This window comes from Paracoccus versutus, from assembly GCF_029909795.1.
Lineage (GTDB): Bacteria > Pseudomonadota > Alphaproteobacteria > Rhodobacterales > Rhodobacteraceae > Paracoccus > Paracoccus versutus.
Map to the genome: position 1 here is coordinate 1,224,307 of NZ_CP038196.1, position 20,119 is coordinate 1,244,425.

Below are 20,119 nucleotides of genomic sequence, written 5' to 3' on the forward strand. Positions count from 1 at the left end.
GGCCCACGGGAACAAGAATCGGACCATGAAGCGCAGAACATTCCTGACCACGGCCCTTGCCGGGCTGGCCGCTCCCGCCATCCTTTCCGCCCCGGCACTGGCGCAGGGCGGCAAGTTCAAGGTGGCGACCACCTTCACCATCATCGCCGACATGGCGCGCAACGTGGCCGGGGACCGGGCCGAGGTGGTCTCGATCACCAAGCCGGGGGCCGAGATCCACAATTACGAACCCACCCCCAGCGACCTGATCGGCGCCCGCGACGCCAGCCTGGTCCTGCGCAACGGGATGAACCTGGAACTGTGGTTCGAACAGTTCCTGCGCAACCTGGGCGACCTGCCCTCGGCCACGCTGACCGAGGGGATCGAGCCGATGCCGATCTCGGGCGGGCATTACGACGGCAAGCCCAACCCGCATGCCTGGATGGCGCTGGACACGGCGCTGTTCTATGTCGACAACATCGCCGCCGCCCTGTCCCAGGTCGACCCCGAGGGCGAGGGCAGCTATCGCGCCAATGCCGGCCGCTACAAGGGCGAGATCGCCCGCACCATCGGCCCGCTGCGCGACGCCGCCCGCGCCCTGCCCGAGGAGCGGCGCTGGCTGGTGACGTCGGAGGGGGCGTTTTCCTATCTGGCGCGGGATTTCGGCCTGCGCGAGCTGTTCCTGTGGCCGATCAACGCCGATGCGCAGGGCACGCCCCAGCAGGTGCGCCGCGTGGTCGATGCGATCAGGCAGCACAAGATCCCGGTGGTGTTTTCAGAAAGCACCGTCTCGGACCGCCCGGCCAGGCAGATCGCGGCCGAGACCGGGGCGCGCTATGGCGGCGTGCTTTACGTCGACAGCCTGTCCGAGGCCGGCGGGCCGGTGCCGACCTACCTGGACCTGCTGCGCGTGACCTCGGAAACCATCGTCGAGGCGCTGAGCGATGCGTGACACCCTGGGCATCGAGGTATCCGGCCTGACCGTGGCCTATCGCAACGGCTTCACCGCCCTGCGCGACGCGAGTTTCACCGTGCCGCAGGGCTCGGTCACGGCGCTGGTGGGGGTGAACGGCTCGGGCAAGTCCACGCTGTTCAAGGCGCTGATGGGCTTTGTTCCGGCCGCCGCCGGCAAGGTGCGGGTGCTGGGCCTGACCGTGCCGCAGGCGCTGCGCCGCAACCTGATCGCCTATGTGCCCCAGGCCGAGGAGGTGGACTGGTCCTTTCCGGTGCTGGTCGAGGACGTGGTGATGATGGGCCGCTACGGCCATATGGGCTTTCTGCGCCGCGCCCGGCCCGAGGATCGCCGCACCGTGGACGAGGCGCTGGCGCGGGTGAACATGCAGGACTTCCGCCACCGCCAGATCGGCGAGCTTTCGGGCGGCCAGAAGAAGCGCGTCTTCCTGGCCCGCGCCCTGGCGCAGGGTGCCTGGGTGATCCTGCTCGACGAGCCCTTTACCGGCGTGGACGTCAAGACCGAATCCGCCATCATCGCGCTGTTGCAGGAAATGCGGGACGAGGGGCGGGTCATGCTGGTCTCGACCCACGACCTCGGCTCGGTGCCGGAATATTGCGACCGGGTGGTGCTGATGAAGAACACGGTGCTGGCCCATGGCCCCACGGCCGAGGTATTCACCCCCGACAACCTGCGGCTGGCCTTCGGCGGCGTGCTGCGCCATTTCGTGCTGGGGCCGCGGCACCTGCACGACGACGACGACCCGCGCGGCCTGACCGTGCTGTCGGACGACGAGCGCCCGCTGGTCTTTTACGACGACAAGCAGCGCAGCGCCCGCGAAGAGGCGGCGCCGAAATGATCCGCACGCTGCTGGTGCCCTTCGAATACAGCTACATGACCGACGCGATCTGGGTCTCGGCGCTGGTCGGCGGGGTCTGCGCCTTCCTGTCGGCCTATCTGATGCTCAAGGGCTGGTCGCTGATCGGCGACGCGCTGTCCCATTCCATCGTGCCGGGCGTCGCCGGGGCCTACATGCTGGGCCTGCCCTTCGCGCTGGGGGCGTTCCTGTCGGGCGGGCTCGCGGCGCTGACCATGCTGTTTCTGAACAAGCGCACGGGCCTGCGCGAGGATGCGATCATCGGCCTGATCTTCACCGGCTTCTTCGGGCTGGGGCTGTTCATGGTCTCGCTCAACCCGATGGCGGTTTCCGTGCAGACCATCACCATGGGCAACATCCTGGCGATCACGCCCGGCGACACGCTGCAGCTGGCGCTCATCGGCGGCATCTCGGCGCTGGTGCTGGCAGCGAAATGGCGCGACCTGATGGTGGTGTTCTTCGACGAAAGCCATGCCCGCACCATCGGGCTGAACCCGCAGGCGCTGAAGGTGCTGTTCTTCACCCTGCTCTCGGCCTCGACCGTGGCGGCGATGCAGACCGTCGGCGCCTTCCTGGTGGTGGCGCTGGTGGTGACGCCGGGCGCCACCGCCTATCTGCTGACCGACCGCTTTCCGCGGCTGATCCTGCTGTCGGTGGCGATCGGCTCGCTCACCTCGGCCATTGGCGCCTATGTCTCGTTCTTCCTCGACGGCGCGACCGGGGGGGTGATCGTCTGCCTGCAGACGCTGATCTTCCTGGCCGCCTTCCTGCTGGCGCCGAAGCACGGGCTTCTGGCCGCCCGCCGCCGCGCCCGCGACGCGCTGAAGGAGGCCGCGTGATGGACTGGCTGCTGATGCCCTTTTCCTTCCCCTTCATGCGCGATGCGGCGCTGATCGGGCTGATGATCGCGCTGCCGGCGGGGCTTTTGTCCTGCTTTCTGGTGCTCAAGGGCTGGTCGCTGATGGGCGATGCGGTCAGCCATGCCGTGCTGCCCGGCGTAGTGCTGGCCTATGTCGCGGGCCTGCCGCTGATCCTTGGCGCCTTCCTGGCGGGCCTGGGCTGCGCGGCCCTGACCGGCTGGATCCAGGACAACAGCCGCGTCAAGGCCGACACCGTGCTGGGCGTGGTCATGTCGGGCATGTTCGGGCTGGGGGTGGTGCTTTACACCGCGATCCAGACCGACCTGCACCTGGACCATATCCTGTTTGGCAACATGCTGGGCGTCGGCCCCGAGGATCTGCGCCTTGCCGGCGGCATCTCGGCCATGGTCGGGCTGGTGCTGGTGCTGAAATGGCGCGATTTCGCGCTCCTGGCCTTCGACCCGGTGCAGGCGCGGGTGTCGGGGCTGGCGTTCAACCTGCTGAACTACGGGCTGCTCGCCATGATCTCGGCCACGGTGGTCGCCATGCTCAGCTCGGTCGGCATCATCCTGGCCGTCGCGCTGCTGATCGCGCCGGGGGCGGTGGCCTTCCTGCTGACGCGCCGGCTGTCCGCCATGCTGGCCACCTCGGTCGGCGTCGCGGCATTCGGGGCGGCCAGCGGGGTCTGGGCCAGCTTCTGGCTGAACAGCGCGCCGGCACCGACCATCGTGCTGGTGCTGACGGCGCTGTTCGTGCTGGCCTTCCTGTGGCGCAGCGTGGCCACGCGGCGGGCACAGGGCGTGACGGGCTAGACCGTCCGCCCGCCATCGACCTCGAGGATGACGCCGGTGATGAAATCGGCCTCGTCCGAGGCCAGGTAAAGCGCCGCATTGGCGATGTCGCGCGGCTTCGACAGCCGGCCCAGCGGGATGGTCGAAAGGAAGCGGGCGCGGTTCTCGGGCGTGTCCTCGCAGCCCATGAAGCGCTCCAGCATCCCGGTCTCGCCCATGACCGGGGCAATGGCGTTCACGCGGATGCCCTCGGGCGCCAGTTCCGCCGCCAGGCTGCGGGTCAGGGTGTTCACCGCGCCCTTCGAGGAATTGTACCAGCTCAGCCCCGGCCGCGGCCGGATGCCGGCGGTCGAGCTGACGTTGATCATCACCCCCTGCCCGCGCGTCCGCCAATGCGGCAGCACTGCATGGGTCATGTGAAAGATCGACAGCACGTTGATGTCGTAGATCTTGCGGAACGCCGCCTCGTCGGTGTCCAGAAGCGGGCCGTTCGGCGTGGTCCAGCCGGCGTTGTTGACCACGATGTCGAGGGCGCCGAAGGCTTCGCGCGCCTTGTCCACCGCCGCGCGGACCTGGTCGCCCCGGCTCACATCGCAGGCCAGCGCAAGCCCGTCGATCCCTTCGGCCACCGCCGCCGCGCCTTCGCCGTCGATGTCCAGCACCGCCACCCGCGCCCCCTCGCGCGCGAAGGTTTCGGCGATGCCGCGCCCGAAGCCCGAGGCGCCGCCCGTCACCAATGCCGTCTTGCCTTGCAGCCGCATGATCTTTCCCTCCCTTTATGCGAAACGATGAACCACGGTCTTCAGCCGCGAGAATTCGTAAAGCGCGGCGAAGCCCTTTTCGCGCCCGTGGCCGGATCTGCGCAGCCCGCCGAAGGGCAGCTCGATCCCGCCCCCGGCGCCATAGGCATTGATGAAGACCTGCCCGGAGCGCATGGCGCGGGCCATGCGCGCCTGGCGGTCCCCGTCGCGGGTCCAGATGCCGGCGACCAGCCCGTATTCGGTGCCGTTGGCGATGGCCACGGCCTCGGCCTCGGTGTCGAAGGGGATGGCGGCCAGCACCGGGCCGAAGATTTCCTCCTGCGCCAGCGGGCTTGCCGGATCGACCGGGCCGAAGAGCGCCGGCGCGACGTAGAAGCCCGCCGCCGGCGCGTCCCCGGCAATGGCGCCGCGGGCGATCAGCGGCGCCGCGGCCCCGGCGATGTAGCCTTCGACCCGCGCCTTCTGCCGGGCCGAGATCAGCGGGCCCAGCAGCGCGCCCTCGGCCGGGCCCGCCTCGACCGCGCGGAAGCGTTCGGCCAGCATGGCGGTCAGCCGGTCCCAGATGCCGCGCTGGATCAGCACGCGCGATCCGGCCGAGCAGGTCTGGCCGCCGTTCTGCACGATGGCACCCACGATCACCGGCGCGGCCGCCTCGAGGTCGGCGTCGTCGAAGACGATCTGCGGCGACTTGCCACCCAGTTCCAGCGTGCAGGGGATGTGATTGCGCGCCGCAGCGATCCCGATGGCCTGGCCGACCTGGGGCGAGCCGGTGAAGCTGATGAAATCGACGCCGGGATGTTCGGACAGCGCCCGCCCGGCGACCGCGCCGCGCCCGGTGACGATATTGATCGCACCGGGTGGAAAGCCGGTCTCGGCCGCAAGCGCGCCCAGGCGCAGGATGGTCAGGCAGGCATCCTCGGCCGGCTTGGTCACGGTGGCATTGCCCATGGCCAGCGCCGCGCCGACCGAGCGGCCGAAGATCTGCACCGGATAGTTCCAGGGGATGATATGGCCGGTGACGCCATGCGGCTCGCGCAGGCTGATGGCGTCATGGCCGTTCAGGAAGGGGATCACCTCGCCATGCAGCTTGTCGGCCGCGCCGCCGTAATATTCGAAATAGCGCGCCAGCGCCGCCATGTCGGCGCGGGACTGGGCGATGGGCTTGCCGTTGTCGCGGGTTTCCAGCTGCGCCAGCATCTCTGCCTCGGCCTCGATGCGCAGGGCAAGGCGCAGCATCAGCCGGCCGCGCTCGGCGGCGGTCAGGCGGCCCCAGTCGCCCTCGAAGGCGGTGCGGGCGGCGCGGATCGCGGCATCCACGTCCTCGGGGCCGGAATCGGCGATGGCGGCGAAGGGCCGGCCATCGAGGGGCGAGATCATCGGCATCTCGCGCCCCGAGGCGGCCGGCCGCCAGGCGCCGCCGATGAGGTTGCGCGGCGGCGGCAGGATCGGGTCGTGGAGCATGTCGCCTCCGTCCGGCGGGATTCGCCTGGCCGCAGCGTGACGGCGCCGGGCGCGGGACGCAAGGCTGGCAAATCCGGCGGGGCCGGTTAATCTGCCCGCGATGCAGCAGCCGAGGCCAGCCATGAGCAAGCAACCCAGCGCCCATCCCGACGATCCGCATTACGTCAGCCGCCTGGGCTGGCTGCGCGCCTCGGTGCTGGGGGCGAACGACGGCATCGTCTCGACCGGCGCGCTGATCACCGGGGTCGCCGCGGCCGATCCGGGACGCGAGGCGATCCTGATCGCCGGGCTTGCCGGGCTGGTCGCGGGGGCAATGTCCATGGCCATGGGCGAATATGTCTCGGTCAGTTCGCAATCGGATACCGAGCGCGCCGACATCGCCCGCGAACGCACGGCCCTGCGCGAGATGCCCGAGGCGGAGCTGCACGAGCTGGCCGCCATCTACGAAACGCGCGGCATGAGCCCCGGCACCGCCCTGCAGGCCGCGCGCGAAGTGACCGAGCATGATGCGCTGGCCGCCCATGTCCGCGACGAGCTGGGGCTCAGCGAGGCGTCGAACGCGAACCCGCTGCAAGCGGCGCTGGCCTCGGCCGCGACCTTCAGCACCGCGGCGTCGGTGCCGCTCTTGGCGGCGGTGTTCGCGCCCGGCGGCCAGGTCGTCGCCAGCGTGCTGGTCGCGGTGCTGGTCGCACTGGGGACGCTGGGCGCGCTGGGGGCCTGGGCCGGCGGCGCCCCGCCCGGCCGGGCGGTGCTGCGGGTGACGGCGGGCGGAACCCTGGCGCTGGCAGCCACCGCCGGCATCGGCAAGATCTTCGGCGTGGCGGTCTAGCACTACTTTGGCAGAAGTGCATTTTCAGGATTCCCAAGAGTCACTTGCGGTGATTCATAGAGTGCCAGCTTGTGGAGGCTGGCGATGGCGGATGATCGACGGGACGATCTGACGGAGTGGCTTCGTCCCTTTGTGGCAACATTGGGCGACCGGCGCCGGGCGCGGATGTGTCCGGCTTGCGTTGAGGGGCTGATTGGTCCTGGCGATCGCAAGAGCGTGCAGCCCATGGCGATGCGTTCGCCCGGGATTGGTTATGACCAACGTCATCATTTTATTGGTGCCGCGCTGTGGGCCAGCGCGCCGCTGGAGAAGGAACTGTGCCAGCAGGCAGACGCCTTGGTTGGTGGCAGCGATGCTTGGCTGATTATTGATGATACCGCGTTACCCAAGAAGGGGCGTGCCTCAGTTGGGGTAGCACCGCAGTACGCGTCGGCGCTCGGCAAGAACGCCAACTGCCAGACCCTTGTGTCGGTGACGCTGGCATCAGGCGAAGTGCCCGTGATGATCGGGCTTCGGCTGTTTCTGCCCGAGAGCTGGACCAGTGATACGGCGCGCATGGATCGGGCAAAGGTTCCTGACGAGGCGCGCACCTACCGTACCAAGCCGGAGATCGCATTGGCCGAGATCGACCGTGTGCGCAGCGCAGGTGCGTGCTTTGGCGGCATCCTGGCCGACGCCGGCTATGGCCTGTCTGGCCCGTTCCGGCAGGCGCTCACCGAGCGTGGACTGATCTGGGCCGTGGGCATCCCTCACAAGCAGAAGCTCTACTCGGCCAACGTTACCCTGATCTTCCCGGTCGCCGGGCGCGGGCGACCGCGTAAGAACCATGTCCCCGATGTCCCATCTCGTCCGGCGCAGGATACTTGAGAATGCGAAGGGGCAGGCCGTGAGTTGGCGGCGCGGCACGAAAGGCAAGCTCTCAGCCCGGTTCGCTGCCATGCGCGTCCGCGTTGGCCTGCGGACCGCCGCAGCGCATTGGCAATCTTGGCCAGCAGCATCTGCCCGGCGAGGAGGTCTGGCTGGTCGGCGAGCACCGTTCCACCGGCGAGCGCAAATACGACCTCAGCAACCTGCCGGCCGACACACCGCTCAAGAAACTGGCCGGGGCCATCAAGGCCCGTTGGGTCTGTGAGCAAGCCCATCAGCAGCTCAAGGAAGAGTTGGGCCTTGACCACTTCGAGGGCCGATCATGGCAGGGCCTGCACCGACATGCGCTCATGACCATGATCGCGTTCGCCTTCCTGCAAGCCCGACGCCTGAAGGCAGCGGGTCGGAAAAAACAGGGCCCCAGCTGCCCCGCCGCAACCGAGCCTACCAGCTATCAGACAGACGATCTTGATCCAGCTCAGTCAGCCGCCGCCCAACTGTCCCCACTGCCGTAGGAAGTGGCGAAAAATGCTCAACAGACTTCTGCCAAAGTAGTGCTAGGCTTCGCGGACATAGCCGGCGCTGGCGGCGATCAGCGCGCGGGCGTAATCGCCCTGCGCCGCGCCCGCGCGCAGGCTGGCGGCGTCCATTTCCTCGACGATCCGGCCCGCGCGCATCACCGCCAGCCGGTCGCACATATGCGCCACCACCGCCAGGTCGTGGCTGACCAGGACATAGCTCAGCCGCCGCTCGGCCCGGATGTCGGCAAGCAGGTTCAGGATCTCGGCCTGCACGCTGACATCGAGCGCCGAGGTCGGCTCGTCGAGCAAGAGGAGCCTGGGCTCGGCGGCGAGCGCGCGGGCGATGGCGACGCGCTGGCGCTGGCCGCCCGACAGCTGGTGCGGATAGCGGAAGCGGAAGCCCTGCCCCAGCCCGACCTGGTCCAGAAGCCGGGCGATGCGGGCGTCGATCCGGTCCATGCCCTGCAGGCGCAGGGTTTCCGACAGCACCCGGTCCACGGAATGGCGCGGATGCAGGCTGGCATAGGGATCCTGGAACACCATCTGCACGGTCTTGTGGAAGCCGCGCGAGCGGCGGCGGCCGGCGACGGCTTCGCCCGCGACCTCGATGCGGCCCGACCAGCTGTCGACAAGCCCGGCGATGGCGCGCAGGATCGTGGACTTGCCCGAGCCGCTTTCGCCGACGAGGCCGAAGCTTTCGCCCGGCCGGACGGCGAAGCTGGCGGATTTCACCGCATCGACGCGCTCGGGCGGATGGCCGAACCAGACGTCCAGATCCTCGACCGTCAGCATGGGTTGCACCGGGGCGGATGGGTATTTGGGGAACGAAGAAGCCGCATCATGCCGCGCCCTCGGGCGGGGCGTCGCGCCAGCCCGCCTGCCTTTGCAGGACCGCGAGCCGTTCCACCGGGCGGTCGAGGCGCGGCAGGCTGTTCAGCAGGCCCTGGGTATAGGGGTGGCGGGCGGCGTGCAGATCGCGCGCGGGCAGTTCCTCGACCACGCGGCCGGCATACATGATCAGGACGCGGTCGCAGAATTGCGCCACCAGGTTCAGGTCGTGGCTGATGAAGATCAGCCCCATGCCGCGTGTGCGCACCAGCCGGTCCAGGATGCGCAGCACCCCGTTCCTGACCGAGACGTCCAGCGCCGAGGTGGGTTCGTCCGCGATCAGGATCTCGGGGTCGGGGGCCAGCATCATCGCGATCATGATGCGCTGGCCCATGCCGCCCGAGACCTCGTGCGGATAGGCGTGAAACACCCGTTCGGGGTCGCGGATCTGCACGGCGGCGAGCATTTCCAGCGCCTTGTCGCGGGCCTGGGCGCGGCTGACGCCCGTGTGCAGCCGGTAGCCCTCGACGATCTGGCGGCCGACGGTCATCACCGGGTTCAGGCTGAACTTGGGATCCTGCATCACCATGCTGATGCGCGCGCCGCGCAGGCGGCGCATCCGCCGCTCGGGCAGGTTCAGGATCGATTCGCCGCCAAGCGCCATGCGGTCGGCATCGACCCGCCCCGGCGGACGCACCAGGCCGAGGATGGCACGGCCGGTCATGGTCTTGCCCGAGCCGCTTTCGCCGACCACGCCCAGCCGCTCGCGGCCCAGCTCGAAGCTGACGCCGCGCACCGCCTCGAACAGGCCCGAGCGGGTCGGGAAGGCGACGCGCAGGTTCCGGACCGAAAGCAGCGGCGTCATTCCCGGCCTCCCCTGGGGTCCAGCACGTCGCGCAGCCCGTCGCCGAGCAGGTTGAAGGCCAGGGACACGACGAAGATCGCCAGGCCGGGCATGGCCGCGACCCACCAGAAATCCAGGATATAGCTGCGCCCGTCCGAGATCATCGCCCCCCATTCCGGCATCGGCGGCTGCGCGCCGAGGCCCAGGAAGCCCAGGCCCGCGGCCGAGAGGATGATCCCCGCCATGTCGAGCGCCACCCGCACGATCAGCGAGCTGACGCAGAGCGGCCAGACATGGCCGATCAGCAGCCGCAAGGGCCCCGCGCCCTGCAGCCGGGCGGCGGCGATATAGTCGGCGCGGCGGATGGTCAGCGTCTCGGCCCGCGCGAGCCGCGCATAGGGCGGCCATGAGGTGATGGCCAGCGCCAGCACCGCATTGCCGATGCCGGGGCCGAGGGCGGCGACGAAGGCCAGGGCCAGGATCAGCTTGGGGAAGGCCAGGAAGATGTCGGTGACGCGCATCAGCACCTGGTCGACCCAGCCGCCGGCGAAGCCCGCCACCGTGCCGACGAAAAGCCCGATCACCGGCGCGATCAGCGCCACGGTGCCGACGATGAACAGCGTCACCCGCGAACCGAAGATCAGCCGCGACAGGATGTCCCGCCCCAGCGCATCCGTGCCCAGCCAATGCTGCGCGGAGGGCGGCTGCAACCGCTGGGCCAGGTTCTGCGCATAGGGGTTTTGCGGCGCGATCCAGGGCGCGAAACCCGCGACCAGCACCAGCAGGACCAGGATCGCGAGCCCGACCATCGCCAGCCGGTTGGCGCGAAAGGTCAGCCAGCCCTGGTAGAGCGCCCCGAGCCGGGCCTGCCGCCTTGTCTGCGGCGCGTCCGAAAGCAGCCATGCGCGGGTGGTCCGGGTCATGTCGCCCTCGGGTCCAGCAGGCGGTAGAGGATGTCGGAAAGCAGGTTCAGCGCCACGAAGCAGGTGCCGACCACCACGGTCCCGCCCAGCACCGCGTTCATGTCGCCGGCCAGCAGCGCCTTGGTGATATACTGGCCGATGCCGGGCCAGGAGAACACGATCTCGGTCAGCACCGAGCCTTCCAGCAGCGAGCCGAAGCTCAGCGCGATCACCGTGACCAGCGGCACCAGGATGTTGCGGAAGGCATGGCCCCAGATCACCCGGCGCTCGGACAGGCCCTTGACGCGGGCGGTGACGACATATTCCGCCGAAAGCTGCTCCAGCATGAAGCTGCGGGTCATGCGGCTGATATAGGCAAGGCTGAAATAGCCCAGAAGGCCGGCCGGCAGCACGATATGGCTGAAGGCGTCGCGGAAGGCGGCCCAGTCGCCGGCGACCAGGCTGTCGACCAGGATCAGCCCGGTGACGGTGGGCACCATGCCGTCGTAGACGATGCCCTGCCGTCCCGGCCCGCCGACCCAGCCGAGGATGCCGTAGAACAGCAGAAGGCCCATCAGCCCCAGCCAGAAGATCGGCATGGAATAGCCCACCAGCGCCACCACGCGGGCGACCTGGTCGATCCAGCCGCCCCGGCGCGCGGCGGCGACCACGCCCAGCGGCACGCCGACCAGCACGCCGATCAGCGTGCCCAGCGTCGCCAGCTCCAGCGTGGCCGGGAACACCCGCCGCAAGTCCTGCGCCACCGCATGGCCGGTCGAGATCGAGCGGCCGAAATCGCCGCGCAGCACCTCGGCCATGTAGCGCAGGAACTGCTGCCAGATCGGCTTGTCCAGCCCCATGGCCTGGTAGGCCGCGTCATATTGCGCCTGGGTCGCGCGCTCGCCCACCACCTTCAGCACCGGGTCGATCGGCATGATGCGGCCGATGACGAAGGTGACGAGCAAAAGGCCCAGCAGCGTCAGCACCAGCGACAGGGCCACGCCGGCGAAGCGACGGCCCAGCCGCATGGCGCGCCCCGACGGCGCGCCGGCGGCGGGGGGCGGCCCGTCCCGCCCCGGCTGGTCCAGCATGTCGGGCTGGACCACGCCCTATTCCTTCGTCACCTGGCGATAGAGGACCGAGCTGACCGAGCCGCCCGAGGTCCAGTTCTGGACGTTCTGCTGCATCGCCACCTGCTCGATCTTCTGGAACATCGGGATGATCGGCGCGATCTCGCGATACTGGCTCTGGATGTCCAGATACATCTGCACCCGCTTGTCGGTGTCGCCCTCCAGCGTGGCGGCCTCGACGGCGCGGTTCATCTCGTCGGGCACCGCCCAGCTGTTGCGCCATGCCAGCTGCGACAGGCCGGCATCGTCGGCATTGTTCGGGTTATGGGCGAAGGTCGAGGCATTGGTATGCGGATCGGCGTAATCCGGCCCCCATTCGCCGATGAAGATCGGCACCTGGCGCGCGCGATAGGCGTCCAGCACCTGCGCCCCGGTCATCTGCTGGATCTCCAGCGTCAGCCCGACCTGCGCCATGGCGGCCTGCAGGGTCTGGGCGGCGTCGACATATTCGCGGATGTCGCGCACGATGGTCCTGACCGTGCCCGAGGTGATGCCGGCATCGGTCAGGATCTGGCGGGCCTTCTCGATGTCATGGGTCCAGGGGTTCTCGTCCGAGGCGCCCAGGTAGCCCTCGGGCAGGAAGTTCTGATGCACCTTCCACTGGCCCTTGAGGAAGCTCGATTCCATGCCCGCATAGTCGATCAGGTATTTCATCGCCTCGACCATCTCGGGGCGGGACAGCAGGGGATCCTTCTGGCTCAGCCCCATGTAGAGGATGCGGCCGCGCAGCTCGTCCATCACCTTCAGCCTGTCGTTGCCGGCGATGCCCTCGACATCGGTCGGCGTCAGGTTGCGGGCCACGTCCACGTCGCCCTGCTCCAGCAGCAGCCGTTGCGCGCTGCTTTCCTGGACATGGCGCACGATCACCCGCGCCAATGCCGGGGCGCCCTGCCAGTAATCGGGATTGGCGGTCAGCTGCACCGCCTCGTTCGGCCGCCATGTGGCCAGGGTGAAGGGCCCCGAACCCGCATCGTTGGTGGACAGCCAGGCATTGCCGAAATCCTCGCCCTCGGCATGGGCCATCACGGTTTCCTTGTCCACGACCGAGCCGACCTCCGAGGCCAGGCAGTTCAGCACGTAGCTTTGCGCATAGGGCTGGTCGAGTTGCAGCACCAGCCTGTTGCCGTCGAAGGTCACGCGCTCGTCCACGTTCTCGGCGGTGAAGCCGAACTGGTTCAGGATGAAGGCGGGCGACTTGTTCAGCTTGACGGCGCGTTGCAGCGACCAGGCGGCATCCTCGGCCCGGACCGGGTTGCCGGAATGGAACTTCACCCCCTCGCGCATGGTCAGCGTGATGGTCTTGCCGTCCTCGCTGACCTCCCAGCTTTCGGCCAGGCTGGGCTTGATGCCCGCCGCCAGGTCCAGCGGGTCGATATCGACCAGCCGGTCGTAAAGGTTCCTGACCACGTCCTGGCCCGAGAACTCGAAGCTCTGGCCGGGGTCCAGGCTGATGATGTCGTCGATCTGATGAGCGATCACCAGCGTATCGGCGGGGGTCTCGGCCCAGGCGGCACCGGCCGGCGCCAAGGCCACGGCCGAGGCCAGCATGAGCGCGCGAAGCGGGAAACGGTTCTGCATGACGGATCATCCCTGTTGTCGCGCCCCGTCGCTCGCGGGGCTGGAATGGTAGCAGCTTGGCGCGAAGCCGGCCCTGCCGCAAGCCCCGCGTGAAACCCGGCCTGCCGGGGGGCGAAGGGCGGCCGATGCACCGACCCGCCCGGCCAGAAAATCGCGGCGCAGGCTTGCGCCGGGGCGCCGCCCCGTCCTATCTCGGGCGGAAGGAGAGACCATGGAAAAACGCACCCTTCCCGAGCGACCCGGCTGGCGCGACGAGGCCGAGAAGCTGGGCTTCAGCTTCGCCGACATGGGCGGCGAGCCCTATTGGGACGAAACCAGCGCCTATCGCTTCACCCTGCGCCAGGTCGAAGAGGACATCGAGGCCCCCGCGACGGAACTGCACGCGCTCTGCCGCGAGGCGGTGGACCGCGCCGTCCGCGACGAATCCTGGCTGACCCGGCTCGACATCCCGCGCGAGCATTGGGATCTGGTCGCCGCCAGCTGGGCGCGGGGCGAGCCCGAGCTTTACGGCCGCATGGACCTGGCCTATGACGGCCATGGCCCCGCGAAGCTGCTGGAATACAACGCCGACACCCCGACATCGCTCTACGAATCCGCCAGCTTCCAATGGCTCTGGTTCGAACAGCAGCGGGCGGCGGGGGTGCTGGATGCCGATGCCGACCAGTTCAACAGCATCCACGAGGCGATCGTGGCGCGCTGGACGCAGATCTGCACCGACGGCGAAGAGGTGCATTTCACCGCCGATCCCGACAACCCCGAGGATTACGCCACCGTCGAGACCCTGGCCTGGGCCGCGCGCGAGGCGGGCCTGGGCGCGCATTTCACCGCGCTTTCCCAGATCGGCCTGACCGAGGAGGGGCAATTCGCCGACGACCAGTCCCGCGTCATCGGCACGCTCTTCAAGCTCTACCCCTGGGAGGACATGCTGCGCGACGACTTCGCCCGGCACCTGCAAGGCTCCGGCACCCGCTTCATCGAGCCGCCCTGGAAGGCGGTGCTGTCGAACAAGGGCATCCTGCCGCTCCTATGGCAGATGTTCCCCGGCCACCCGAACCTGCTGCCCGCCTTCTTCCTGGCCGACGTCGAGGAGGCGATGGCGGGCGGCAGCCCCGCCCCCGAGCTGGCCCCGGCCTTCGAGGCCGCGCGCGAAACCCTGGCCCAGGGCCATGTGACCAAGCCGATCTTCTCGCGCGAGGGCGCGGGCGTGGTGATCCGCGAAGCGGGCCGCGAGGTGGCGCGCACCGGCGACGACAGCTATTCGCATCACCCGATGATCGTGCAGGGCCTGGCCCGGCTGCCGGATTTCGGCGGCTTCCACCCGGTGCTGGGCGCCTGGATCGTGGGCGAGACCTGCTGCGGGCTCGGCCTGCGCGAGGACCGCTCGCCCATCACCCACAACCTGTCGCGCTTCAAGCCGCATTTCATCGAGGGCTGACCATGACCGACCGCCTCCCCCGCAAACGCTCGCGCCATGTCGCGCTAGTGCTGGCCGGAACCGCGACCCTGGCGCTGGCCGCCTGCGAGGACGACCGCATGGACGCGCAAAGCTTTCCCGACCTGGAAAGCTGCATCGCCGCCAGCAAGCAGGAAACCCTGTGGTTCACCGAAGAGGACTGCCGCCAGAACTTCGCCGCCGCCCAGCAGGAATTCCTGGAAACCGCGCCGCGCTACGAATCCAAGGAGCTGTGCGAACAGGAACATGGCGTGGGCAATTGCGGCGGCGACCCGGCCCAGGAACAGCAGGCGCAGGGCTCGGGCGGCGGGTTTTCCTTCATGCCGCTGCTGGTGGGCTACATGATGGGCTCGATGCTGTCGCGCGGCGGCGGCATCTTCTCGCAGCCGATGGTGAACACGGCCGACGGGCGCTATTCCACGCCCAAGGGCGACCAGAGCTTCGCCAGCAACCGCGGCGCGGGCAAGGTGCCGGCGGCAGCCTTCCAGCGTGCGCCCTCGACCATCGGCAAGCCGCCGATGAGCGCGGCCCAGGTCAGCCAGCGCGGCGGCTTCGGCGCCTCGGCCACCGCCCGCTCGGGCGGGCGCAGCAGTTTCGGCGGCTGAAGCCTTTCTCCGTTGCCGAAATACCCTCGGGGGTGAATTGCGGCCTTGCGCCGCAAGAGGGGGCGGACAGCCCCCTGTCCTGCGCCGGCCCACCCCGCCCGCGGCAAGTTAACGCTAACACGAACCCTTGCGCAGCGGCGCGGAAAAGCGCAACCTGCCGCGAGATTTCCGCAAGAACGAGGCCCGCCATGACCCCCGAACAGCAATCCCGGAACACCCGCGCGCTTTGCGAACTCGCCCCGGTGATCCCTGTCCTGGTCGTCGGCGATGCGACCCGCGCCGAGGGGCTGGCGACGGCGCTGGTCGCCGGCGGCCTGCCGGTGCTCGAGGTGACGCTGCGCACCCCCGCCGCGCTCGATGTGATCCGCGCGATGGCCAAGGTGCCCGGCGGCCATGTCGGCGCCGGCACCGTACTGACCCCGGACGATGCGAAGCGGGCCAGGGACGCCGGCGCCAGCTTCGCCGTCTCGCCCGGCCTGACCGAGCGGCTGGCGCGGGCCTGCGAGGAGATCGGCCTGCCGCTCCTGCCCGGCGCCGTCACCGCCTCCGAGGTGATGCGGGCGATGGAACTGGGCTATTCCATGCTGAAATTCTTCCCGGCCGAGGCGGCGGGCGGGGCGAAATCGCTGAAATCCCTGGCCGGTCCGCTGCCGCAGGTCAGCTTCTGCCCGACCGGCGGCGTGACCTTGCAGAACGCCCCCGACTACCTGGCCCTGCCGAACGTGGTCTGCGTCGGCGGCAGCTGGATCGCGCCCGACGCCGATGTCGCCGCCAGCGACTGGGCGGCGATCGAGACCCGCGCCCGCGACGCGCGCACGCTGCGCTAGACCCGCCATGGCGATGACCCTGGCCGAGGCAGACCCGATGCGCCGCGCCTGGCGCAATGTCATCGTGCTGTTGCTGGCGCAGGCGCTGCTCGGGGCGCAGATGTCGATGATCTTCATCGTCGGCGGGCTGGCCGGCCAGATGCTGACCCCGAACCCCTGCATCGCCACCCTGCCGCTGTCGATGATGATCCTGGGCTCGGCGCTGTCGGCCCGGCCGCTTTCGGGCTTCATGCGCCGGCACGGGCGGCGGGCGGGGTTCCTTCTGTCCTGCGGCTCGGCGGCGCTTGGGGCGGCCATCGCCGCCTATGCCCTGGCCAGCGGCAATTTCTGGCTGTTCACCGCCAGCGCGCTCTTTACCGGGGTCTACATGGCGGCGCAGGGATTCTTCCGCTTCGCCGCCACCGATTGCGCCCCGCCCGAGTTCCAGTCGCGCGCCATCTCCTGGGTGCTGGCGGGCGGGCTGGCCGCCGCCTTCACCGGCCCGCTGCTGGTGCGCTGGACGGCGGAAGTGACCGCCATCCCCTTCCTGGCCACCTATGCCGCGATCATCGGGCTGAACCTGCTGGGCCCGGTGCTTTTCGCCTTTCTCGACATTCCGCGCCCGCCCGCCCCTGCCCAGGGCCATTCCCAGGGCCGGCCGCTGGGCGAGCTTCTGCGCGTGCCGCAGATCGCCGTGGCGATGATCTGCGGCATGGTCTCCTATGCGCTGATGAACCTGGTGATGACCTCGGCGCCGCTGGCGGTGGTGGGCTGCGGCTTTGCCACCGCGGATGCGGCCAACATCGTCTCGGGCCATGTGCTGGCGATGTTCGCGCCCTCGTTCTTCACCGGCCACCTGATCGCCCGCTTCGGCGCCACCCGCATCGTCATGGTCGGCCTGGCGATCCTGGCGGGCGCCGGGGCGGTGGCGCTGTCGGGGGTGGACCTGGCGCATTTCTACATCGCCATGATCCTGCTCGGGCTCGGCTGGAACTTCGGCTATATCGGCGCCACCGCCATGCTGACCCGCGCCTATCGCCCCGAGGAGCGCGAGCGGGTGCAGGGCCTGAACGACGCCATCGTCTTCGGCGGGGTGTTCCTGGCCTCGCTGTCCTCGGGCGGGCTGATGAATTGCATGGGCGGCTCGGCCCAGGCGGGGTGGAGCGCGGTCAACCTGGCCATGCTGCCCTTCCTGGTGCTGGCGGGCGGTGCGCTCCTGTGGCTGATGCTGCGCCCGCGCGAAGTGGCACGCTAGGGCGGCCTGACCCGCCCGCCCCACCTGCGGCGGGCGGCACCCGACCTAGGCCTTGCGCAGCGCGATCACCGCGTTCAGCCCGCCGAAGGCGAAGGCGTTGGACAGCACCGCCTCGACCCTGGCCTCGCGCGCCTCGTTCGGCACCACGTCCAGCGCGCATTCCGGGTCCGGCTCCTCATAGCCGATGGTGGGCGCGATGACGCCGTCGCGCAGCGCCATGATGCAGGCCAGCAGTTCGACCGCGCCGGTGCCGCCGATCAGGTGGCCGTGCATGGACTTGGTGGACGAGATCATCAGCCGGTCGGCGTGATGGCCGAAGGCATGGGCCACAGCGGCGCATTCCGTCTTGTCGTTCGCCGCCGTGCCGGTGCCATGGGCGTTGATATAGCCGACCTCCTCGGGGCGCATATGCGCGTCCAGCATGGCGCCGGTGATGGTGCGCTCGGCGCCGATGGCCGAGGGCATGACGATGTCCTGCGCATCGGCCGACATGGAAAAGCCCACCACCTCGGCCAGGATGTCGGCGCCGCGGGCGACCGCGTGTTCCCAATCCTCGAAGACGAAGACGCCGGCCCCCTCGCCCTGCACCATGCCGTTGCGGGTGGCCGAGAACGGGCGGCAGGCGTCCTTGGACATGACGCGCAGCCCTTCCCAGGCCTTGACGCCGCCGAAGCACAGCATCGCCTCGGACCCGCCGGTCAGCATGACGGTCGCGGCGCCCGAGCGCACCATGTTGAAGGCCAGGCCCATGGCGTGGTTGGAACTGGCGCAGGCGGTGGCCACGGTGAAGCTGGGGCCCAGCAGCCCGTATTCCATGCTCAGATGCGAACAGGCCGCGTTGTTCATCAGCCTGGGCACGACGAAGGGATGGACGCGGTTCTTCCCCTCTTCATAGACGGTGCGGTAATTCTCGTCCCAGGTGTTCATGCCGCCGGCAGCGGTGCCCAGCACCACGCCCGAGCGCAGGCCCAGCTCGCCCTCGAAGACCAGCCCGGATTGCGCCACCGCCTCGCGCGCGGCCAGCAGGGTGAACTGGGTGAACTTGTCGTAGAGGACGATCTGCTGGCGGTTGAAATAGGTCTCGGCCTCCCAGTCGCGGACCTGGCCGCCGATGCGGATCGCCAGCCGCTCGACGTCGCGGAACTCCAGCGGGCCGATGCCGCAGCGCCCCTCGCGCATGGCCTCCAGCGTCGAGGGCACGTCGCGGCCAAGCGCGTTGACCGTGCCCATGCCGGTGATGGCGACGCGGCGCATGCCGTTGGCATGCCGCCCCATGATGACGCGGCCCAGCATGGTGCGGGCGATCTTGGTCGCGTTCTTGACCTTGCCCTTGACCTTGCCGGGCTTGCGTTCGGATTTGGGCGTTTTCTCGCCCTTGGTCCTCTTGGCGTTCATGCCTTTTCAGCGACCAGCTTTTCCACGGCGGCAATGATGGCGCCGAGGGTCGAGATGTCGAAGTCGGATTTCTCGGGCTCGTTGGCGTTGAAGGGCACCGAGATGTCGAAGGCTTCCTCGATGGCAAAGATGGATTCGACCAGGCCCAGGCTGTCGATGCCGATGTCTTGCGGCGACATCTCGAGCTTCAGTTCGGACGGATCCAGCATCGCCTGTTCTGCGACGATCTGGATGATGCGATCGCGGATTTCTGTCATCTCGGCCTCCGTTCTGTCCCGGTCAGGGGCGATTACATGCGGGAATGCTATTCCACGCCGCCCTTGTCGAGCAGTTTCTTAACAGTTTCGCGAAGCTCGGCCACTTGCGCGTAAAGCCGTGGCAGGCGGCGGATGTTCTTCTGCGCCTCGACATGGGCCTCCATCTTGACCGCCGGGCTACCCAGCAGCACCCGGCCGGCGGGGGCGTTGGTGAAGATCTTGGTCGCGCCGCCGGCGATCACGTCGTCGCCGACGAAGATATTGTCCGAGACCCCGACCTGCCCGCCCAGCACCACGCGGTTGCCGATCCGGGCCGAGCCGGCGATGCCGACCAGGCCGCAAAGCAGGCAATCCTCGCCCACCAGGCAATTATGGCCGACCTGCACCAGGTTGTCGATCTTGGTGCCGCGGCCGATGCGGGTGGCGCGGATGGTGCCGCGGTCCACGGTGGAATTGGCGCCGATCTCGACATCGTCGCCGATCTCGACCCCGCCCAGCGAATGGATGCGGGTCCAGTGCTGCTGGCGGATCTCGGCCCGCTCGCCCAGGGACTGCCGGATCTCCTCGACCCCCGATTTCTCGGGGGTGACGAAGGAAAACCCGTCCGCGCCCAGCGAGACGCCGGGGTTCAGGATCACCCGGTGGCCGATGGTCACGCCATGGGCGATGCGCACGCCGGGATGGATCAGCGCGTCGCGGCCGATCACCGTATCCGCGCCGATCGAGACATGCGAGGCGATGCGCGCCCCCGCCCCGATCCGCACCCGCGCCCCGATGACCACGAAGGGGCCGATAGCGGCATCCTCGGGCAGTTCGGCCGTCGGGTCGATCACCGCGCTGGGATGGATGCCGGGGGCGATGCCGGGGCCGGGATCGAAGGCGCGGGTCAGCCCGGCCATGGCCAGCCGCGGCCGGCCGACCAGGATGGCGGCGCGCAGCCCCAGCGCCTCGGGGTCGGCCCCCTCGGCCAGCAGCGCCATGCCGCCCGGCGCCAGCTTCTCGGCATAGGCGGGCGAGGTGGCGAGCGCGATCTGGTCCTCGCGCGCCTGGCCGGCCTCGGCCGCACCGTTGACGAGCAGGCTGCCGTCGCCCCAGAGGCGGGCATCGAGTGCGCGGGCCAGTTCAGCGATGGTCAATGTCATGCGACTCCCCTTTGCTTGGGGTTCAT

General features: G+C 69.2%; 19 protein-coding genes and 1 pseudogene. 10 read left to right on the forward strand and 10 right to left on the reverse strand.

What is annotated here, in order from left to right:
• Positions 1 to 25: 25 nt before the first annotated feature.
• The 4 genes from E3U25_RS05975 to E3U25_RS05990 are packed head-to-tail and all read left to right on the forward strand — an operon-like array spanning position 26 to position 3,480.
• Positions 26 to 931, forward strand: a complete 906-nt coding sequence (locus E3U25_RS05975) for a metal ABC transporter substrate-binding protein (protein WP_116220939.1) — start codon at positions 26 to 28, stop codon at positions 929 to 931.
• Positions 924 to 1,790 (forward strand): manganese/iron ABC transporter ATP-binding protein, encoded by an 867-nt coding sequence (locus E3U25_RS05980; protein ID WP_116220938.1) that lies wholly within the window; start codon positions 924 to 926, stop codon positions 1,788 to 1,790. Before E3U25_RS05975 ends, E3U25_RS05980 begins: the two co-directional genes overlap by 8 nt.
• Positions 1,787 to 2,647, forward strand: coding sequence for a metal ABC transporter permease (locus E3U25_RS05985; protein ID WP_036759834.1), 861 nt, complete (start codon positions 1,787 to 1,789; stop codon positions 2,645 to 2,647). Before E3U25_RS05980 ends, E3U25_RS05985 begins: the two co-directional genes overlap by 4 nt.
• Positions 2,647 to 3,480: a metal ABC transporter permease gene (locus E3U25_RS05990; RefSeq protein WP_072462448.1), complete on the forward strand. Its 834-nt coding sequence runs from the start codon at positions 2,647 to 2,649 to the stop codon at positions 3,478 to 3,480. The genes E3U25_RS05985 and E3U25_RS05990 overlap by 1 nt, the downstream gene beginning before the upstream one ends.
• On the opposite strand, the gene E3U25_RS05995 is transcribed toward E3U25_RS05990, so the two are convergent.
• Together E3U25_RS05995 and E3U25_RS06000 are read right to left on the reverse strand one after the other, a co-directional pair.
• Positions 3,477 to 4,220 (reverse strand): SDR family oxidoreductase, encoded by a 744-nt coding sequence (locus E3U25_RS05995; protein WP_116220937.1) that lies wholly within the window; start codon positions 4,218 to 4,220, stop codon positions 3,477 to 3,479. The genes E3U25_RS05990 and E3U25_RS05995 overlap by 4 nt on opposite strands.
• A 15-nt stretch (positions 4,221 to 4,235) precedes the next feature.
• A complete protein-coding gene (locus E3U25_RS06000; RefSeq protein WP_116220936.1) occupies positions 4,236 to 5,681 on the reverse strand; it encodes an aldehyde dehydrogenase family protein in 1,446 nt (481 codons plus the stop codon).
• Positions 5,682 to 5,802: 121 nt separating this feature from the next.
• Between E3U25_RS06000 and E3U25_RS06005 the strand changes: the two genes are divergently transcribed.
• A complete protein-coding gene (locus E3U25_RS06005; protein ID WP_036759830.1) occupies positions 5,803 to 6,510 on the forward strand; it encodes a VIT1/CCC1 transporter family protein in 708 nt (235 codons plus the stop codon).
• Between the two features lie 84 nt (positions 6,511 to 6,594).
• A pseudogene (locus E3U25_RS06010) lies at positions 6,595 to 7,892 on the forward strand (IS701 family transposase).
• 42 nt (positions 7,893 to 7,934) lie between these two features.
• Here E3U25_RS06010 and E3U25_RS06015 read toward each other — a convergent pair.
• The 5 genes from E3U25_RS06015 to E3U25_RS06035 form a co-directional block, all read right to left on the reverse strand.
• Positions 7,935 to 8,690, reverse strand: coding sequence for an ABC transporter ATP-binding protein (locus tag E3U25_RS06015; protein ID WP_072462451.1), 756 nt, complete (start codon positions 8,688 to 8,690; stop codon positions 7,935 to 7,937).
• Positions 8,691 to 8,736: 46 nt separating this feature from the next.
• Positions 8,737 to 9,591 carry an ABC transporter ATP-binding protein gene (locus E3U25_RS06020; protein ID WP_116220935.1) on the reverse strand — a complete coding sequence of 285 codons (855 nt, stop codon included), beginning with the start codon at positions 9,589 to 9,591 and terminating at the stop codon, positions 8,737 to 8,739.
• On the reverse strand, positions 9,588 to 10,493 hold the full coding sequence (gene nikC, locus E3U25_RS06025) for a nickel transporter permease (protein WP_116220934.1): 906 nt from the start codon (positions 10,491 to 10,493) through the stop codon (positions 9,588 to 9,590). The genes E3U25_RS06020 and nikC overlap by 4 nt, the downstream gene beginning before the upstream one ends.
• On the reverse strand, positions 10,490 to 11,500 hold the full coding sequence (locus E3U25_RS06030) for an ABC transporter permease (RefSeq protein ID WP_072462472.1): 1,011 nt from the start codon (positions 11,498 to 11,500) through the stop codon (positions 10,490 to 10,492). The genes nikC and E3U25_RS06030 overlap by 4 nt, the downstream gene beginning before the upstream one ends.
• Before the next feature lie 81 nt (positions 11,501 to 11,581).
• A complete protein-coding gene (locus E3U25_RS06035; protein ID WP_114535976.1) occupies positions 11,582 to 13,180 on the reverse strand; it encodes an ABC transporter substrate-binding protein in 1,599 nt (532 codons plus the stop codon).
• A gap of 211 nt (positions 13,181 to 13,391) precedes the next feature.
• Here E3U25_RS06035 and E3U25_RS06040 point away from each other — a divergent pair, with 211 nt between their 5' ends.
• The 4 genes from E3U25_RS06040 to E3U25_RS06055 all read left to right on the forward strand — a co-directional run bounded on the left by E3U25_RS06040 (position 13,392) and on the right by E3U25_RS06055 (position 17,299).
• Positions 13,392 to 14,615, forward strand: coding sequence for a glutathionylspermidine synthase family protein (locus tag E3U25_RS06040; RefSeq protein WP_116220933.1), 1,224 nt, complete (start codon positions 13,392 to 13,394; stop codon positions 14,613 to 14,615).
• A gap of 2 nt (positions 14,616 to 14,617) precedes the next feature.
• Positions 14,618 to 15,238, forward strand: coding sequence for a DUF1190 domain-containing protein (locus E3U25_RS06045; RefSeq protein WP_116220932.1), 621 nt, complete (start codon positions 14,618 to 14,620; stop codon positions 15,236 to 15,238).
• Positions 15,239 to 15,426: 188 nt separating this feature from the next.
• Positions 15,427 to 16,065 (forward strand): bifunctional 4-hydroxy-2-oxoglutarate aldolase/2-dehydro-3-deoxy-phosphogluconate aldolase, encoded by a 639-nt coding sequence (gene eda / locus E3U25_RS06050; RefSeq protein WP_114535978.1) that lies wholly within the window; start codon positions 15,427 to 15,429, stop codon positions 16,063 to 16,065.
• Between the two features lie 13 nt (positions 16,066 to 16,078).
• A complete protein-coding gene (locus E3U25_RS06055; RefSeq protein ID WP_166435491.1) occupies positions 16,079 to 17,299 on the forward strand; it encodes an MFS transporter in 1,221 nt (406 codons plus the stop codon).
• Positions 17,300 to 17,344: 45 nt separating this feature from the next.
• Here E3U25_RS06055 and E3U25_RS06060 read toward each other — a convergent pair whose 3' ends face one another.
• The 3 genes from E3U25_RS06060 to E3U25_RS06070 form a co-directional block, all read right to left on the reverse strand.
• Positions 17,345 to 18,553: a beta-ketoacyl-[acyl-carrier-protein] synthase family protein gene (locus E3U25_RS06060; RefSeq protein WP_114535988.1), complete on the reverse strand. Its 1,209-nt coding sequence runs from the start codon at positions 18,551 to 18,553 to the stop codon at positions 17,345 to 17,347.
• 137 nt (positions 18,554 to 18,690) lie between these two features.
• A complete protein-coding gene (locus E3U25_RS06065) occupies positions 18,691 to 18,951 on the reverse strand; it encodes an acyl carrier protein (RefSeq protein WP_116220930.1) in 261 nt (86 codons plus the stop codon).
• A 47-nt stretch (positions 18,952 to 18,998) separates the two neighbouring features.
• Positions 18,999 to 20,093: a UDP-3-O-(3-hydroxymyristoyl)glucosamine N-acyltransferase gene (locus tag E3U25_RS06070; protein ID WP_116220929.1), complete on the reverse strand. Its 1,095-nt coding sequence runs from the start codon at positions 20,091 to 20,093 to the stop codon at positions 18,999 to 19,001.
• Between the last annotated feature and the right edge of the window lie 26 nt (positions 20,094 to 20,119).

Bases quoted from the DNA above. Each gene is read 5' to 3' on its own strand.
- E3U25_RS05975 (WP_116220939.1), top strand. From the start codon at position 26: ATGAAGCGCAGAACATTCCTGACCACGGCCCTTGCCGGGCTGGCCGCT.
- E3U25_RS05980 (WP_116220938.1), top strand. From the start codon at position 924: ATGCGTGACACCCTGGGCATCGAGGTATCCGGCCTGACCGTGGCCTAT.
- E3U25_RS05985 (WP_036759834.1), top strand. From the start codon at position 1,787: ATGATCCGCACGCTGCTGGTGCCCTTCGAATACAGCTACATGACCGAC.
- E3U25_RS05990 (WP_072462448.1), top strand. From the start codon at position 2,647: ATGGACTGGCTGCTGATGCCCTTTTCCTTCCCCTTCATGCGCGATGCG.
- E3U25_RS05995 (WP_116220937.1), bottom strand. From the start codon at position 4,220: ATGCGGCTGCAAGGCAAGACGGCATTGGTGACGGGCGGCGCCTCGGGC.
- E3U25_RS06000 (WP_116220936.1), bottom strand. From the start codon at position 5,681: ATGCTCCACGACCCGATCCTGCCGCCGCCGCGCAACCTCATCGGCGGC.
- E3U25_RS06005 (WP_036759830.1), top strand. From the start codon at position 5,803: ATGAGCAAGCAACCCAGCGCCCATCCCGACGATCCGCATTACGTCAGC.
- E3U25_RS06015 (WP_072462451.1), bottom strand. From the start codon at position 8,690: ATGCTGACGGTCGAGGATCTGGACGTCTGGTTCGGCCATCCGCCCGAG.
- E3U25_RS06020 (WP_116220935.1), bottom strand. From the start codon at position 9,591: ATGACGCCGCTGCTTTCGGTCCGGAACCTGCGCGTCGCCTTCCCGACC.
- nikC (WP_116220934.1), bottom strand. From the start codon at position 10,493: ATGACCCGGACCACCCGCGCATGGCTGCTTTCGGACGCGCCGCAGACA.
- E3U25_RS06030 (WP_072462472.1), bottom strand. From the start codon at position 11,500: ATGCGGCTGGGCCGTCGCTTCGCCGGCGTGGCCCTGTCGCTGGTGCTG.
- E3U25_RS06035 (WP_114535976.1), bottom strand. From the start codon at position 13,180: ATGCAGAACCGTTTCCCGCTTCGCGCGCTCATGCTGGCCTCGGCCGTG.
- E3U25_RS06040 (WP_116220933.1), top strand. From the start codon at position 13,392: ATGGAAAAACGCACCCTTCCCGAGCGACCCGGCTGGCGCGACGAGGCC.
- E3U25_RS06045 (WP_116220932.1), top strand. From the start codon at position 14,618: ATGACCGACCGCCTCCCCCGCAAACGCTCGCGCCATGTCGCGCTAGTG.
- eda (WP_114535978.1), top strand. From the start codon at position 15,427: ATGACCCCCGAACAGCAATCCCGGAACACCCGCGCGCTTTGCGAACTC.
- E3U25_RS06055 (WP_166435491.1), top strand. From the start codon at position 16,079: ATGACCCTGGCCGAGGCAGACCCGATGCGCCGCGCCTGGCGCAATGTC.
- E3U25_RS06060 (WP_114535988.1), bottom strand. From the start codon at position 18,553: ATGCGCCGCGTCGCCATCACCGGCATGGGCACGGTCAACGCGCTTGGC.
- E3U25_RS06065 (WP_116220930.1), bottom strand. From the start codon at position 18,951: ATGACAGAAATCCGCGATCGCATCATCCAGATCGTCGCAGAACAGGCG.
- E3U25_RS06070 (WP_116220929.1), bottom strand. From the start codon at position 20,093: ATGACATTGACCATCGCTGAACTGGCCCGCGCACTCGATGCCCGCCTC.